Consider the following 15897-nt stretch of genomic DNA (forward strand, 5'->3'; position numbering starts at 1 on the left):
TCGGCGTGCTGACCCTCCAGCTCCTCATCGCCGCTCTGGCGCTCGTCGCCGTCGGCGGCTGGTTCGCCGCCACCGACGCCGCTCTGGGCGTCCTCTCGCGCAGCGACGTGCTCGAGATGGCGAACCACTCCCGCAGCGCCCGCGCCCTGCGCGCGATCGCGGGCGACATGAGCGCGCACGTCAACGTGGTCAACTTCTCGCGGATCGCCGCCGAGACGACCGCCGCCGTGTTCGTCACGACGGTGCTCGTCGTGGTCGTCGACCAGCTCTGGCTCGCTCTGCTGCTGGCGATCCTGATCATGGCGGCCGTCTCGTTCGTCCTGGTGGGCTCGAGCCCGCGCAGCGTCGGTCGTGCGCACGCCCGGGCGGTCCTGGCCACGAGCGCGTCCCTGGTGCACGTCCTGCGGGTCGCGCTGGGCCCCGTGGCCCACGGACTGGTGGCCCTCGGCAACCGCGTCACTCCGGGAACGGGTCGCTCGGCGGGCTTCTCCTCCGAGGAGCAGCTGCTCAGCATGGTCGACGAGGCCACCGAGCAGTCCGTCCTCGAGCAGGACGACCGCGAGCTCATCCACTCGATCTTCGAGTTCAACGACACCCTCGTCCGCGAGGTGATGGTGCCACGCACCGACATGGTGACGATCGAGGCGACCGCGTCGATCGGAGCCGGCATGGGGCTCCTCCTCAGCCGCGGCATCTCGCGGCTCCCCGTCATCGGCGAGGGCGTCGACGACGTGCTGGGCGTGCTCTACCTCCGCGACGTCGCCCGCCACACCTACGAGCGCCCGGACGACGACGACGTCGTCGCCGACCTCGCCCGGCCCGCGCTCTTCGTACCGGAGTCGAAGAAGGCGGACGAGCTGCTGCGCCAGATGCAGCTGGAGTCGAACCACCTCGCGATGGTCGTCGACGAGTACGGCGGCATCGCGGGCCTCGTCACGCTCGAGGACCTCATCGAGGAGTTGGTCGGCGACATCTCGGACGAGTACGACCGCGAGGTCGACCTGTTCGAGGAGATCGAGCCGGGCGTGTACCGCGTCTCGGCGCGCCTCCCGGTCGACGAGCTCGGCGAGCTCTTCGAGATCGACCTCGAGGACGACGACGTCGACTCCGTCGGCGGACTTCTCACCAAGGCCTACGGACGACTGCCGGATCGCGGAGCCAGCGCCCGGATCGGCGGTGTGATCCTCGAGGCGGAGCAGGCCGACGCCCGCCGGGGCACGATCTCGACGGTCCTGGTGCGGCGCGATCCCGACCACGATCCCGCGAACGAGTCAGGCACGGGCCCGGTGCCGATCGTGGTCGACGGCGGCGAGGACGCCGCCGAGGGCGCGCGGACCGGGGATACTCGGAGCCGGGACCCCCACTCGCGCGACACGCGTGCGCGGGACGGACGGGCCGCCCAGGCCCGCGCCGAGCGGGCCCGGGCAGCGGGCACCCCCGCCGAGGACAGACAGAACGAGGACGCACGATGACCGACACCAGCCCGCCCACGACGCCCTTCCGAGCGGGATTCGTGTCGTTCGTCGGCCGCCCGAACGTCGGCAAGTCGACCCTGACGAACGCCCTCGTCGGCGAGAAGATCGCCATCACGAGCTCGAAGCCCCAGACGACCCGCCGCGCGATCCGCGGCATCGTGCACCGGCCCGACGGCCAGCTGATCGTGGTCGACACCCCGGGCATCCACCGCCCCCGCACCCTGCTGGGCGAGCGGCTCAACTCCCTCGTCACCTCCACGCTCGGCGACGTCGACGTGATCGGGATGCTCTTCCCGGCCGACGAGCCGATCGGCCCCGGCGACCGCTTCATCAACGAGCAGCTCGACGCGTTCCCGCGGGCCCGGAAGGTCGCGATCGTCTCGAAGGTCGACCTCTCGTCGAAGAAGTCGGTCGCGAAGCAGCTGCTGGCCGTCTCGGAGCTGCGGGAGTGGGACACGATCGTGCCGATCTCGGCCGTGACCGACGAGCAGCTCGACGTGCTCGCCGTGGAGCTCCTCCGCCTGATGCCCGTGTCGCCCGCCCTCTACCCCGAGGAGGCCGTGACGGACGAGGACCTCGGCTCCCGCATCGCCGAGTTCATCCGCGAGGCCGCCCTCGAGGGCGTCTCGGACGAGCTGCCGCACTCGCTCGCCGTGACCCTCGACGACATGGTCGAGCGCGAGGACGGCTCGTTCATCGACATCTACGCCAACGTCTTCGTCGAGCGCGACAGCCAGAAGGGCATCATCATCGGCAAGGGCGGTCAGCGCCTGCGCGAGGTCGGCGCCGTCTCCCGCGAGCAGATCGAGCGGCTCCTCGGCCGCCGCGTGTTCCTCTCGATCCGGGTGAAGGTCGCGAAGGAGTGGCAGCGCGACCCGAAGCTGCTGGGCCGACTGGGCTTCTGATCCCGTCGGCGCACGCCCATCAGCCGCCGGGACGACGACGCCGCCGCGCTCGACGTCTAGCGTGAGAGGCATGCGCGTGCTCCTGGACCGTCCGGCGACGCTCCCGATCGCGGGGGTGCTCCTCGCGGCCGCGCACCTGCTGGCGCTGGCGAGCGGCGTGTCGAGCGCGCATCCGTCCGCAGGCCTGCTGCTCGGTCTCGCCCTCGCACTGGCCGGCTACCTGCCCGCGCTCGCGCCGACCCTCGCCGCCTCGGGCATCCTCCTCGGCGGCGCGGTCCCGGTCGCCGGGCTGCCGCTCGACGGCGTCGTCGTCGGAGCGGTCGTGCTCTGGTCGACGGCGCGCCGCCTCGGCCCGTGGACCCGGTCGCTGACACTGGTGGGCGCCCTCCTGCTCTCCGGGATCGGCGGGATCGTCGCGTCGGCGTCGCTCCGACCGTCGATCGACGCCCCGGAGCCGTCGCCGAGCATCGACTTCCTCGTCCTGGTCGCGGTGGCGGTGCTCGTCGCCGGGGTCCTGGCGGCGGTCGCGGTGCTGTCCTTCCTCCGCGGGCTCCGCTCGCCGGTCGGCGTCGACGACCCGACCGAGCGGCTCCTGGTCCGCCTCGCCGGGCCCCAGGACGCCTTCGCGGTCGGATCGGCCGGTGCGCAGGCGCTCGTGCTGCTGGCGATCTCGGTCGTCCCGTACTCGGTGGACGTCGATTCGCTGCACCCGTTCGTGGCCGGAGTGCTGGCCGTCGCGCTCGTGCTGCACCGTCGCGCGCCCGGACTCGCCCTCGGCATCGCGTGGATCGGCGCCGCTCTGCAGATGAGCATCCGGCTGGAGCCGGCTCCCTCCGATCTGGCGATCCTCGTGGTGCTCTTCGGTGCAGGAGCGGCCGCGTCGAAGCGGGTGCGCACGGCAGGGGCTGTCTCCGCCGTCGCCGGCTCGATGGTCGCGGTGGCGTACCTCTCGGTCGCCTTCGGGCTGGCGCAGGGTTCACCCAGGGATCTGATCTCCCTCGTGGCGTCGTTCGGCGGGATCCTCGCGACGCTCGGACTCTCGTGGACGATCGGACTGCTCTCCCGGGCCGCCCGACGCGCCCGCGAGGGGCAGGCGCTCCGCGACGAGGCGGAGCGCGAGCGGGCGCGGGCCCAGCGCGAGCTCGACACCGTCGAGGAGCGCAACCGCATCGCCCGCGACATGCACGACGTCGTCGCCCATTCGCTCGCGGTCGTCATCGCCCAGGCCGACGGCGCCCGCTACCTCGGCGCGGGCAGCCCCGAGCAGACCGATGCGGCGCTGCTCACCATCTCGGGAGTCGCGCGCGACGCGCTCGGCGACGTCCGTCAGCTCCTCGCGCAACTGCGGCACAGCCAGGCCGACGGCCCCCAGCCCGAGGCGCGCGACCTGCCCGCGCTGCTCGAGAGCGTGAGCGGCACGGGTGCACCGGTGCGCTCGGAGCTCGGGCTCGACCTCGAGTCCGTGCCGCGCGCGACCGGGCTGGCGCTCTACCGCATCACCCAGGAGGCGACCACGAACGCCCTCCGCCACGGCCGCCCCGGCGCTCCGCTCGACGTCGCCCTGCGCCGCGACGGCGCCGACGTCGTGCTCACGGTCCGCAACGCCCGCTGCGAGGACGCGCTCGCGACGCCGGGGGAGGGCCACGGCCTCATCGGGATGCGCGAGCGCGCCGTCCTCGCGGGCGGAGTCCTCCAGGCCGGGCCGGTGGGCGACGACTTCGTGGTCGACGCCCGACTGCCCGCTCCCGTCGTCCCGTCGCGCACCTCACCCGTCCCGCTCGTCCCGCCGCTCGCCTCCGGAGGCACCCCGTCATGACCGATCCCATCCGCATCGTCCTCGTCGACGACCAGGCGCTCTTCCGCGCCGGCATCCGCATGCTCCTGAGCTCGCAGCCCGATCTCGAGGTGGTCGGCGAGGCGTCGGACGGTGCGGAGGGCGCCGAGCTGGTCGGCCGCGTCGCACCGGACGTGGTGCTGATGGACATCCGGATGCCCGGCGTCGACGGGATCGAGTCCACCCGGCGGATCCTCGCACGGGCCGCCGAGACGGGGACCGAGCCGCCGCGCATCCTCGTCCTCACGACCTTCGACCTCGACGAGGCGGCCGCCCGGGCCATCCGCGCCGGGGCGAGCGGCTTCCTCCTCAAGGACACCGAGCCGGGGTTCCTCCTCGCCTCCGTGCGGACGGTGCACGCCGGGACCGCCGTCGTGGCCGCCTCTGCGACCCGGGAGCTGTTCGAGCACTTCGGAGCGCCGGGCAGCGGACGCGAGACGCCCGCCGCGTTCTCGACGCTGACCGATCGCGAGCGCGAGATCTTCCACCACGCCGCGAGGGGCCTGAGCAACACCGAGATCGCGACGGCCGAGTTCCTCAGCGAGGCGACGGTGAAGACCCACATCAGCCGGACCCTCGGCAAGCTGGGGCTCCGCGACCGCGTGCAGCTCGTCGTCTACGCCTACGAGAACGGCCTCGTCGCCTGAGCGCCCGCGGGTGACCCGGGCGCCGCGCAGTGCTAGCCTGGCCGCGTGCGCTTCGGTCTGCTCCTTCTTAGCTGCCGCGACGAGTCCTAACCCCCAGGCCTCCCTCGTCGCGGAGTCCGTCGACGCCTGATCGCAGTTCCCATCGCGAGGTCGCATCCGACACCGGATCCCCGCGAGACCGACACGGGCGCGCATCCGCGCCAGGAGACCCCATGAAGAACACGCAGAAGCCCTCGTCCATGCCGATCCACAAGTACCGGCCCTACCACGAGCAGATCACCGTCGATCTGCCCGACCGCACGTGGCCGACCAAGCGGATCACCACGGCGCCGCGCTGGTGCGCCGTCGACCTCCGCGACGGCAACCAGGCGCTGATCGACCCGATGAGCCCCGAGCGCAAGCGGATCATGTTCGACCTGCTCGTCTCGATGGGTTACAAGGAGATCGAGGTCGGCTTCCCCAGCGCCAGCCAGACCGACTTCGACTTCGTCCGCAGCCTGATCGAGGAGGGCGCGATCCCCGAGGACGTCACCATCCAGGTGCTGACCCAGGCCCGCGACCACCTCATCGAGCGCACCTACGAGTCGATCCGCGGCGCCCGCCAGGCGATCGTGCACCTCTACAACTCCACCAGCGTGCTGCAGCGCGAGGTCGTGTTCCGCAAGGACCGCCAGGGGATCATCGACATCGCCCTCGCCGGGGCGCGCAAGTGCCGCGAGATGGAGGCGTCGGTCCCCGGGACCACCGTCTACTACGAGTACTCGCCCGAGAGCTACACCGGCACCGAGCTCGAGTTCGCCCGCGAGATCTGCGACCGCGTCGTCGAGGTCTTCGAGCCGACCCCCGACCGCAAGGTCATCCTGAACCTGCCCGCCACCGTCGAGATGGCGACTCCGAACGTCTACGCCGACTCGATCGAGTGGATGAGCCGGAACCTGGCGCAGCGCGAGAACATCATCCTGTCGCTGCACCCCCACAACGACCGCGGCACCGCCGTCGCCGCCGCCGAGCTGGGCTACCTGGCCGGCGCCGACCGCATCGAGGGCTGCCTCTTCGGCAACGGGGAGCGGACCGGCAACGTCGACCTCGTCGCGCTGGGCGTCAACCTGTTCACGCAGGGCATCGACCCGCAGATCGACTTCGGCGACATGGACGGCATCAAGCGCACCGCCGAGTACTGCAACCAGCTGGCCGTGCCCGAGCGCAGCCCCTGGGCGGGCGATCTGGTCTTCACCGCGTTCAGCGGCTCGCACCAGGACGCGATCAAGAAGGGCTTCGAGGCCATGGAGGCCGAGGCCGAGCGCAGCGGTCGCGGCGTCGACGAGCTGACCTGGGCCGTGCCGTACCTGCCGGTCGACCCGAAGGACCTGGGGCGCTCCTACGAGGCGGTCATCCGCGTCAACTCGCAGTCTGGCAAGGGCGGAGTCGCGTACCTGCTGAAGACGGACCACGCGCTGGACCTGCCGCGCCGCCTCCAGATCGAGTTCTCGGGCGTGGTGCAGGCCAAGACCGACGCCGAGGGCGGCGAGGTCACGAGCGAGCAGATCTGGACGATCTTCCAGGACGAGTACCTGCCCGCTCCCGCGCACCGCGCCGACGAGAAGTGGGGCCGCTTCGAGCTGACCCGCACGAGCACCTCGAGCGACATGGGGGGCACGATCGCCCTCAACGCGGTGCTGCGCGTCGGCGACGAGGTCATCGAGGCCAACGCCTCCGGCAACGGCCCGGTCAACGCCTTCGAGTCCGTGCTGGCCCAGCACGGCGTCGAGGTGCGGGTGCTCGACTACGTCGAGCACGCTCTCAGCGCCGGCGGCGACGCGCTGGCCGCCTCCTACGTCGAGTGCTCGGTCAACGGCCGCACGCTCTGGGGCGTGGGCGTCGACGCCGACATCTCGACCGCCTCGCTGAAGGCGATCGTCTCGGCCGTGAACCGCGCCCTGCGCGAAGAGGCGCCCGCCCTCGAGCTGGCCGCCACCTCGGTCTGATCCGTCCGGCCGAGAGAACCCCGGCCTGTCGAGGGAGCCCGCACCAGGGGTTCCCTCGACAGGTCGGGGTTCCCTCGGTTCACGGCGCGTCTAGGCGCGGCGACGCCAGTGGAGGCGGGGGACGCGGTTCAGGGCGCGCTGCTCGGGCAGGCTCCAGCCGTAGCGCACGGCGAGCAGGCGGATCAGCGTGGTGACGCCCACCGCGAGCGGCGCGGCGAAGTCGATGAGCATCCCGAAGCGCAGTCCCGCCACGAGCACGGCCGTGCCCGCGGTCGCGGCGATCGCGTAGAGCGAGCCGACGTGCATCAGCGCGATCGGCCGGTTGAGCAGCACGTCCCGGATGACCGACCCGCCGACCGCCGACACGGTCCCGACGAAGACGGCCGGCACCTCCGGCACGCCGAGCGCCAGCGCCTTCGTCGTCCCGATCGCGCCGAAGAGCCCGAGCGTCAGGGCGTCGAGGGCGGTGATCGTGCCGTCGACGCGGTTCAGCACGTGCTGGAGGAGCATCCCGACGAGCGAGGCGGCGACCGCGACGATCAGGTAGGCGTTGGTGTGCAGGGCGACGAGCGGAGTCTGCAGCAGCAGATCGCGCAGCACGCCGCCTCCCAGACCGGTCGCCGTGCCGATGATCGTCACGCCGAGCAGGTCGATGCGGCGGTCGCGGAACTCGCCCGCGAACATCGCGCCCTGGAGGCAGCCGATGGCGATCGCGAGCAGGTCGGCCCAGGCGGGGATCACGAAGAGGGTGGCGGCCACCGGCCCATCGTTCCACGCTCCGCACCCGCCTCCGGCCCGGCGGCCGGGGCGCTGTCAGTGGCGGGGAGGATAATCGGGGTCATGCCCACTTATCGTGACGAAGCCGTGGTGCTCCGCACGCACAAGCTGGGCGAGGCCGACCGCATCGTGACCCTGCTCTCGCGCGGGCACGGCAAGATCCGCGCCGTCGCGAAGGGCGTCCGCAAGACCGGCTCCAAGTTCGGCTCGCGGCTCGAGCCGTTCATGGTGGCCGATCTGCAGCTCTACGAGGGCCGCAGCCTCGACATCGTCACCCAGGCCGAGTCGATCGGGGCGTACGGCGCCCTGATCGCCGCCGACTACGACTGCTACACCGCCGCCAACGCGATGGTCGAGACGGCCGACCGGCTGACCGACTCCGACGCCTCCCTGCAGCAGTACCTGCTGCTCGTCGGGGCGCTGCGCTCGCTCTCGCGGCGCGAGCACGAGCCGGTGCTGACGCTCGACTCCTACCTCCTGCGCGCGCTGTCGATCGCGGGCTGGGCGCCGAGCTTCGAGGACTGCGCCAGGTGCGGCGCACCCGGCCCGCACGGCGCGGTCGTCGTGCAGCTGGGAGGGGTGGTCTGCGAGGACTGCACTCCTCCCGGCGCCCCGCGCGTCGCCCCGGAGGTCGTCGTGCTGCTCGGCGCGCTGCTCTCCGGAGACTGGGCGCACGCCGAGTCCACCGAGCCCTCGACCCGATCGCGCGCGAGCGGAGTCGTCGCCGCCTACACGCAGTTCCACCTCGAACGAGGACTGAGATCACTGGAGCACGTCACCCGATGAAGCCCTTCACGCACAAGGACGCCGAGCCCTACCGCGAGCTCGACTGGACCGGGCTCTACCCGCCGGACGTGCCGCGGAAGGCCGTCCCCGGGCACGTCGCCATCGTCATGGACGGCAACGGCCGCTGGGCGAACGGGCGCGGGCTCACCCGCATCGAGGGGCACAAGCGCGGAGAGGCGGCGCTGCTCGACGTCGTGGCGGGAGCGATCCAGATCGGCGTCAAGCACCTCAGCGTCTACGCGTTCTCGACCGAGAACTGGAAGCGCTCACCCGAGGAGGTGCGCTTCCTGATGGGGTTCAACCGCGACGTCCTGCACCGCCGACGCGACCAGCTCAACGAGTGGGGCGTGCGCATCCGCTGGGCCGGGCGGAAGCCCCGGCTCTGGGCCTCGGTGATCAACGAGCTGCAGTTCGCCGAGAAGCTGACCGCGGGCAACGATGTCCTGACCCTCACCATGTGCGTCAACTACGGGGGCCGCACCGAGATCGCGGACGCCGTGCAGCGCCTCGCCGGCGAGGTCGCGGCGGGCAGGCTGAAGCCGTCGGGCATCACCGAGAAGACGATCGCGAAGGCGCTCTACGTGCCCGAGATGCCCGACGTCGACCTCTTCCTGCGCTCCTCCGGCGAGCAGCGGACCAGCAACTTCCTGCTCTGGCAGAGCGCGTACGCCGAGATGGTGTTCCTCGACCGCCTGTGGCCCGACTTCTCGCGGACCGACCTGTGGGAGGCGATCGAGCACTACTCCGGTCGCTCCCGCCGCTTCGGCGGTGCCGTGGACGTGCCGGGGGCGTCGACGTGATCCGCGTCGCGATCGTCGGCTACGGGCTCGCGGGTAGCGTGTTCCACGGTCCGTTCCTGGCCGCCGATCCCTCGTTCGAGGTCGTCGCGGTGGCGACGTCGAACGCGGAGCGCGCCGCGAGCGCCGCCGCCGCGCATCCCGGAGCACGGATCGTCGCCGACACCGCCGCGGCCCTCGCCGAGAGCCCTGACCTCGTGGTGCTCGCGTCTCCGCCGTCGGTGCACCGCGAGCAGGCGGTCGCCGTGCTCGAGGCGGGCGTCGCGGTCGTGATCGACAAGCCGTTCGCTCCGAGCGTCGCCGACGCCGAGGCGATCCTCGCGGCGTCGGAGGCGAGCGGCGCCCCCGTCCTCGTGTTCCAGAACCGGCGCTGGGACGCCGACTTCCTGACGCTGAGGCGGTTGCTCGACGAGGGCGTTCTCGGAGAGATCGTGCGCTTCGAGTCGACGTTCGAGCGCTGGAGCGCGCCGAAGACCGGGCGCTGGCAGAGCGCGATCGGCCCGGAGCAGGGCGGCGGGATCCTCTTCGACCTCGGCAGCCACCTCGTCGACCAGGCGCTCGTGCTCTTCGGACCCGCGACCGTCACCGCCGCGGAGACGCGAGTGGTGCACGCGGGCGGCGCGAGCGAGGACGACGCCTTCGTGTCGCTCCTTCACCGCAGCGGGGTCCGCTCGCACCTGGCCATGAGCCGGGTCGCGCGGGCGACCGGACCGCGGTTCCGCGTCCTCGGCACCGGAGCCGCCTTCTCGGTCGACGGGCTCGACCCGCAGGAGACCGCGCTGCGGCACGGGGGAGCGCGGGTCGACGATGCCGGCTTCGGCGAGGTCCCGCGCGAGGAGTGGGGAGTGCTGACGGACGACTCCGGACGCCGCCCCGTGCCCAGCGAGCGCGGCCGCTACGCGTCCTTCTACGAGGGTGTCGCCCGCACTCTGCAGGACGGCGCCCCGGCCCCCGTCGACGTGCACGAGGCCCTCGCCGTCGTCGCGGCGATCGAGCAGGCGCACGCCCTCGCCCGCTGAGGATCGACGCGCCCGGCGTGGGAGCGCTCTTGGCGATCCGGCGGGGGAGGGGGATCCTCGAAGGGTGAGTACTCCAGGCCCGTCCGTGACCGCCCTGCGCGAGCGGTTCGCCGGCGCGCGCGGCTATCACAACGCCTGCACGCTCGGCCTGCCGCCCCGCGAGAGCGTCGAGGCGCTGCGTCTCGATCTCGACCGCTGGTCCGCGGGTGAGAACACGGCCGCCGGCTACGGCGACGTCGCCGAGCGCGCCCGGTCCTCCTTCGCGGGGATCGTCGGCGTCCCCGTCGAGCGCGTCGCGATCGGCTCGCAGACCTCGGCGATGGCCTCGGTCCTCGCCGGCTCGCTGCCGGACGGCGCGCGGGTGCTCTGCGTCGACGGCGACTTCTCCTCCATCGTCTTCCCGTTCCTCGCCCAGGCCCACCGCGGCGTCGTGGTGCGCTCGGTGCCGCTGGAGGCGCTGGCCGACTCCGTCGAGCCCGCCGACGACCTGGTCGTCTTCTCGGCGGTGCAGTCCAGGAGCGGGGCGCTCGCCGACCTCGACGCGGTCCTCGAAGCGGCCGCCCGCTGCGGCGCGCGGACCGCGTGCGACCTGACCCAGGCGGCGGGCGTGCTGCCCGTCGACGCCTCCCGCTTCGACGCGACGCTCACCCACGCGTACAAGTGGCTGTGCTCGCCCCGCGGAGTCGCGTTCCTCACGGTCTCGCCGGAGTACGCCGCCGAGCTCGTGCCGCTGCAGGCGGGCTGGTACTCCGGAGAGGACGTGTGGTCGTCCTGCTACGGGCCGGCGATGCACCTCGCCGAGAACGCCCGCCGCTTCGACGTCTCGCCCGCCTGGCAGGCGTTCGTGGGGGCGGAGGCGGCGCTCGCCCTGCTCGGCTCGCTCGACCTCGACGAGGTGTGGCGGCACGCCTCCGGTCTCGGCGACCTGCTCTGCGAACGGCTCGATCGCGACCCCCAGCGCCGGGCGATCGTCTCGTGGCCGGACGAGGACGGTGCGGACCTGGCGCGCCTGCTCGAGGCGGGGATCAAGGTGTCGGGGCGCGGCGGACGGCTGCGGGTCGCGTTCCACGTCTGGAACGACGAGTCCGACGTGGACGAGCTGGTCCGACTGCTGCGGGAATAGCGGCGGCCCCGCTCGGTTGTCCTCGGAGTGAGCGACTCCCAGCCCCCCATCACCGTCGACATCTGGTCGGACATCGCGTGCCCCTGGTGCTACATCGGCAAGCGCAAGTTCGAGCGCGGGCTCGAGGCCTTCCGTCTCGCCCACCCGGAGGCGCCCGCCGTGGCGATCGAGTACCGGAGCTTCGAGCTGTCGCCGGACACCCCCGAGGACTACCGCGGCGGCGAAGCGGCGTTCCTGGCCGAGCACAAGGGGATCCCCGAGGCGCAGGCGCAGCAGATGCTCGACACCGTGACCGCCATCGCGGCGAGCGTCGGCCTCGACTACCACTTCGAGACGGTGCGGCACGTCAAGACCGTCACCGCGCACCAGGCGCTGCACCACGCGAAGTCGCAGGGCCTGCAGCTCGAGCTGAAGGAACGGCTCCTGAGCGCGTACTTCGTCGAGGGCCGCGATCTCGCGGACTCAGCGGTCCTCGCGTCGCTCGCCGCCGAGGTCGGCCTCGACGAGGCCGAGACGGCACAGGTCCTCGCGGAGCAGCGCCACCTGCCCGACGTGCAGGCCGACATCGCGCAGGCCCGCGAGTACGGGATCACCGGCGTTCCGTTCTTCGTCCTCGACGGGCGCTTCGGCGTCTCGGGTGCGCAGGAGCCGCAGGCGTTCACCGAGGTGCTGGAGCACGTCCTCGAGCAGCGGGTGAGCGCGTCATGAGCTTCGAGATGCTCGGAGCCGCCGGCGTGCCCGTCTGCGAGGACGGGGTCTGCGCCGTGCCGGCCGTGGCGCCCGATCCCGCCGCGGTCAGCGCAGAGGCTCCTCGACGCTGATGTCGGCCACCTCGGCGCCGTAGGCCTCGATCAGCGCGTCGGCGTCGACGAAGGCGCTGCGCCCCGGCGTCCCGGCGCCCATCGCGATGCGCCGACCCCGGATGCGCTCGTCGGCGACGACGGGCCACGCGGTCGTGGAGCCGATCGGCGTGATGGTTCCGCGACGGTACCCGGTGGCCTCGAACGCCACCGACTCCTCGGGCATCCTCAGCTTGTTCACTCCGACCACCGCGCGCAGCTTCGGCCACGAGATCTGCCGCCCGCCGGGGATCAGCGCGAAGAGCAGACCACCGTCGTGGCGCTTCACCACGAGCGACTTGACGATCGTGCCCGGCTCGATGCCGAGCAGCCGCGCGGCCTCCTCGAGGCTCCCGGCCTCGGGCCTCTCGACCACCTCGACGTCCAGTCCGCGCGCCCGGGCGTCCGCCTCGAAGCGCGCCGGCCCGTCCTCCCCAGCATCGATCGTGCTCATCGATCCGCCTCCTCTGCTCGTCTCGCCTTCCCCAACACAGGATCTGGGAGAATCGATACCGATGTCCTCCACTCTTCTGGCCCCACCGCCCGCGCGACCCGCGCCGGCGCTGCGCATCGGCCCCCTCGAACTCGACGCGCCGGTCGTCCTCGCTCCCATGGCGGGGATCACCAACACCGCGTTCCGCCGCCTCTGCCGCGAGTTCGGCGCGGGGCTCTACGTGAGCGAGATGATCACCTCCCGGGCGCTCGTCGAGCGCACGCCGGAGTCGATGCGCCTCATCCGCCACCATCCCAGCGAGTCGGTCCGCTCCATCCAGCTCTACGGAGTCGATCCGAAGACGGTCGCCGAAGCGGTCACCATGCTCGTCGCGGAGGACCGCGCCGATCACATCGACCTCAACTTCGGCTGCCCGGTCGCCAAGGTGACCAGGAAGGGCGGGGGAGCGGCGCTGCCGTGGAAGCTGCCCCTCTTCCGGCAGATCGTCGAGGGAGCGGTGAAGGCCGCCGGCGACGTGCCGCTGACCGTCAAGATGCGCAAGGGCATCGACGCCGACCACCTGACCTACCTCGAGGCCGCCCGAGCCGCCGAGGGTGCCGGAGTCGCCTCCATCGCCCTCCACGCCCGCACCGCGTCCGAGTTCTACAGCGGCCACGCCGACTGGTCGGCCATCGCGACGCTGAAAGAGGCGATCACGAGTGTCCCGGTGCTCGGCAACGGCGACATCTGGTCGGCCGAGGACGCGCTGCGGATGATGGCCGAGACCGGCTGCGACGGTGTCGTGGTCGGCCGCGGCTGCCTCGGTCGGCCGTGGCTGTTCGGCGACCTCGCCGCGGCCTTCGCCGGCTCGGAGGAGCGCTTCCGCCCGACGCTCGGCCAGGTGGCCGTCGCCTTCCGCCGCCACGCCGAGCTCATCTGCGAGTTCTTCGAGAGCGAGGAGCGCGGCTGCCGCGACATCCGCAAGCACGTCGCCTGGTACTTCAAGGGCTACCCCGTCGGCGGCGAGCTGCGCGCCCGCATGGCGTCGGCCGAGACCCTCGCCGAGCTCGACGAGCTGCTCGCGCAGCTCGACCCCGAGGAGCCCTACCCGGGCGAGGCGGCCGAGGGACAGCGCGGCCGCGCGGGATCGCCGAAGGTCCCGTCGCTGCCCGACCGCTGGCTCGAGTCCCGCGAGCTCGACGCCGGCCAGCGCGCCGACGTGTCCGCCGCCGAAGTCCACCACAGCGGTGGATGACCGCGCGCTCTGGGGGTACTCGCTCGTCGACGTCGAGCGGTTCCTGCCGGAGGAGCACTCCACCCGCCGCTCCGACTTCGCACGTGACCGCGCGCGGCTGTTCCACTCCAGCGCCCTGCGCCGCCTCGCGGCCAAGACGCAGGTGCTCAGCCCCACGGCCGGAGTCGACTTCGCCCGCAACCGGCTGACCCACTCGCTCGAGGTGGCGCAGATCGGCCGCGAGCTCGCGACGAGCCTCGACCTCGACCCCGACGTCGTCGACACCGCCTGCCTCGCCCACGACATCGGCCACCCTCCCTTCGGCCACAACGGCGAGCGCGCGCTCAACGCCTGGGCCGACGGCATCGGCGGCTTCGAGGGCAACGCGCAGACCTTCCGCCTGCTCACCCGCCTCGAGCCGAAGGTGTTCGGCGACGACGACCGCCCCTACGGTCTGAACCTCACCCGCGCGAGCCTCGACGCCAGCTGCAAGTACCCCTGGCCCGACACGCGCTCCGTCGCGGATCCCTCCGGCCGGGCGAAGTTCGGGTTCTACGCCGACGACGCACCGGCGTTCGCCTGGATGCGCGAGGGCGCCCCCGAGGGCGTGCGCTGCATCGAGGCCGAGGTGATGGACCTCTCGGACGACATCGCCTACTCGGTGCACGACTTCGAGGACGCCGTCGTCTCGGGCTACATCGACGTCGAGGCGCTCGGCTCCCGCAGCGACCACGACGACCTCGTGGCCTCGATGCACGCCTGGGTCGGCGACGAGATCGAGCACGCCGAGCTCGTCTCCGCCTTCGACCGCCTCGACTCGCTCGACGTCTGGCTCGACTCGTGGGACGGGTCGCGCCGCGATCAGGCTCGCCTGAAGAACCTCACCAGCCAGCTCATCGGCCGCTTCGCCGCCGCCGCCACCGAGGCGACCCGCGAGGCCTATTCGCACCCCGACCTCGTCCGCTTCGGCGGCCACGTCGTCGTGCCCCGCGAGCAGCAGGCCGAGATCGCGGTCCTCAAGGGCATCGTCGCGACGTTCGTGATGTCGCGGAACACCCGCCAGCCCATCTACGCCCAGCAGCGCGAGGTCCTCACGCGCCTCGCCGACACCCTCCTCGAGCGCGGCGAGGGCGTCCTCGAGCCCGGCTTCGCCGAGGACTGGCGCGCGAGCGACTCCGACGACGCCCGCCGCCGTGTCGTCGTCGACCAGGTCGCCAACCTCACCGACCAGAGCGCCCTCGCCTGGTTCGAGAGGTTGTGCCCATAGGGAGCCGGTCCTCGCCCGGCTCCCCGCGGTCGGCTTTCGCACATGGTCGCGTTCCGCAGAGCGGGTCGCGTCCGCGTAGGTCGATCCGCTCGCACGCGGATCGCCCGTTCCGCTGTGCCGATACGGGGCCGGTCCCCGCCCGGCCCCGCGCGGTCGGCTCTCGTGGATGGTCGCGTTCTGCAGAGCGTGTCGCGTTCGCGTAGGTCGATCCGCTGGCACGCGGATCGACCGTTCCGCTGTGCCGATACGGGGCCGGTCCCCGCCCGGCCCCGCGCCGTCGGCTCGGGCGGGTGGTCGCGTTCCGCAGAGCGGGGTGCGTTCGCGTAGGTCGATCCGCTCGCACGCGGATCGCCCGTTCCGCTCGGGAGGATCGCTCTGCCGGTGCGCCCCCTCTCTTGCTGATCGAGTAGGGCGCGCAGCGCCCGTATCGAGATCCAGGTCCGCTCGGAGGGTGGGTCTCGATACGCCCCTGCGGGGCTACTCGACCAGGCAGGCTTCGCGCGTCCGCTCTCCTCATCTGCTGATCGAGTAGGGCGCGCAGCGCCCGTATCGAGATCCGCGTCGGCTCGGAGGGTGGGTCTCGATACGCCCCTGCGGGGCTACTCGACCAGCAAGGGGAGGCGGCAGCTTCACCGGAGCGGCAGCGCGATGCGCAACCTCAGCTGCCGAGGGGGCTCAGCCCCTGTCGGCGGTCGCACCCCGTCCTCAGCTCCTGTTCTGCGCTGGGACCAGCCGACCCAACGCTCTGGGTCGAGCCGAACCGGTGATCCGCGTGC

At 72.3% G+C, this 15897-nt stretch carries 14 protein-coding genes; 12 read left to right on the forward strand and 2 right to left on the reverse strand.

The features are described from left to right. Window positions 1–5 precede the first annotated feature (5 nt). From C1I63_RS12670 to leuA, 5 genes are all read left to right on the forward strand, one after another. Window positions 6–1472, forward strand: coding sequence for a hemolysin family protein (locus tag C1I63_RS12670; protein WP_244907068.1), 1467 nt, complete (start codon window positions 6–8; stop codon window positions 1470–1472). Beyond that, the gene (gene era / locus C1I63_RS12675) at window positions 1469–2380 is read left to right on the forward strand and encodes a GTPase Era (protein ID WP_055792880.1); all 912 of its coding nucleotides are present in this window, start codon (window positions 1469–1471) and stop codon (window positions 2378–2380) included. The genes C1I63_RS12670 and era overlap by 4 nt, the downstream gene beginning before the upstream one ends. A gap of 70 nt (window positions 2381–2450) precedes the next feature. Next, entirely contained in the window at window positions 2451–4196 is a 1746-nt protein-coding gene (locus C1I63_RS12680; protein ID WP_107575009.1) for a sensor histidine kinase, read from the forward strand. Then, window positions 4193–4861 (forward strand): response regulator, encoded by a 669-nt coding sequence (locus tag C1I63_RS12685; protein ID WP_055792875.1) that lies wholly within the window; start codon window positions 4193–4195, stop codon window positions 4859–4861. Before C1I63_RS12680 ends, C1I63_RS12685 begins: the two co-directional genes overlap by 4 nt. 212 nt (window positions 4862–5073) lie before the next feature. Continuing rightward, entirely contained in the window at window positions 5074–6846 is a 1773-nt protein-coding gene (gene leuA, locus C1I63_RS12690) for a 2-isopropylmalate synthase (protein ID WP_055792873.1), read from the forward strand. 90 nt (window positions 6847–6936) lie between these two features. Here leuA and C1I63_RS12695 read toward each other — a convergent pair whose 3' ends face one another. Beyond that, entirely contained in the window at window positions 6937–7605 is a 669-nt protein-coding gene (locus C1I63_RS12695; protein WP_055792869.1) for a trimeric intracellular cation channel family protein, read from the reverse strand. 81 nt (window positions 7606–7686) lie between these two features. Here C1I63_RS12695 and recO point away from each other — a divergent pair, with 81 nt between their 5' ends. The 5 genes from recO (at window position 7687) to C1I63_RS12720 (ending at window position 12056) form a co-directional block, all read left to right on the forward strand. Then, window positions 7687–8409, forward strand: a complete 723-nt coding sequence (recO, locus tag C1I63_RS12700) for a DNA repair protein RecO (protein ID WP_077223138.1) — start codon at window positions 7687–7689, stop codon at window positions 8407–8409. Beyond that, window positions 8406–9209: an isoprenyl transferase gene (locus tag C1I63_RS12705; RefSeq protein WP_055792863.1), complete on the forward strand. Its 804-nt coding sequence runs from the start codon at window positions 8406–8408 to the stop codon at window positions 9207–9209. Before recO ends, C1I63_RS12705 begins: the two co-directional genes overlap by 4 nt. Beyond that, complete coding sequence (locus C1I63_RS12710) at window positions 9206–10225, forward strand: Gfo/Idh/MocA family protein (RefSeq protein WP_107575010.1); 1020 nt, start codon at window positions 9206–9208, stop codon at window positions 10223–10225. Before C1I63_RS12705 ends, C1I63_RS12710 begins: the two co-directional genes overlap by 4 nt. A gap of 85 nt (window positions 10226–10310) precedes the next feature. Beyond that, window positions 10311–11348: an aminotransferase class V-fold PLP-dependent enzyme gene (locus C1I63_RS12715; protein ID WP_107575011.1), complete on the forward strand. Its 1038-nt coding sequence runs from the start codon at window positions 10311–10313 to the stop codon at window positions 11346–11348. 27 nt (window positions 11349–11375) lie between these two features. Continuing rightward, window positions 11376–12056, forward strand: coding sequence for a DsbA family oxidoreductase (locus C1I63_RS12720; protein WP_107575012.1), 681 nt, complete (start codon window positions 11376–11378; stop codon window positions 12054–12056). Window positions 12057–12143: 87 nt separating this feature from the next. Here the strand turns inward: C1I63_RS12720 and C1I63_RS12725 are convergent, their stop codons facing one another. After that, entirely contained in the window at window positions 12144–12641 is a 498-nt protein-coding gene (locus C1I63_RS12725; protein ID WP_107575013.1) for an aminoacyl-tRNA deacylase, read from the reverse strand. Window positions 12642–12702: 61 nt separating this feature from the next. Between C1I63_RS12725 and dusB the strand changes: the two genes are divergently transcribed. Together dusB and C1I63_RS12735 are read left to right on the forward strand one after the other, a co-directional pair. Continuing rightward, complete coding sequence (dusB, locus tag C1I63_RS12730; RefSeq protein ID WP_107575014.1) at window positions 12703–13875, forward strand: tRNA dihydrouridine synthase DusB; 1173 nt, start codon at window positions 12703–12705, stop codon at window positions 13873–13875. Beyond that, window positions 13868–15121 carry a deoxyguanosinetriphosphate triphosphohydrolase gene (locus C1I63_RS12735; RefSeq protein ID WP_107575015.1) on the forward strand — a complete coding sequence of 418 codons (1254 nt, stop codon included), beginning with the start codon at window positions 13868–13870 and terminating at the stop codon, window positions 15119–15121. Before dusB ends, C1I63_RS12735 begins: the two co-directional genes overlap by 8 nt. The last annotated feature ends 776 nt before the right edge of the window (window positions 15122–15897 follow it).

Origin of the sequence: Rathayibacter caricis DSM 15933, from assembly GCF_003044275.1 — a bacterium.
GTDB lineage: Bacteria > Actinomycetota > Actinomycetes > Actinomycetales > Microbacteriaceae > Rathayibacter > Rathayibacter caricis.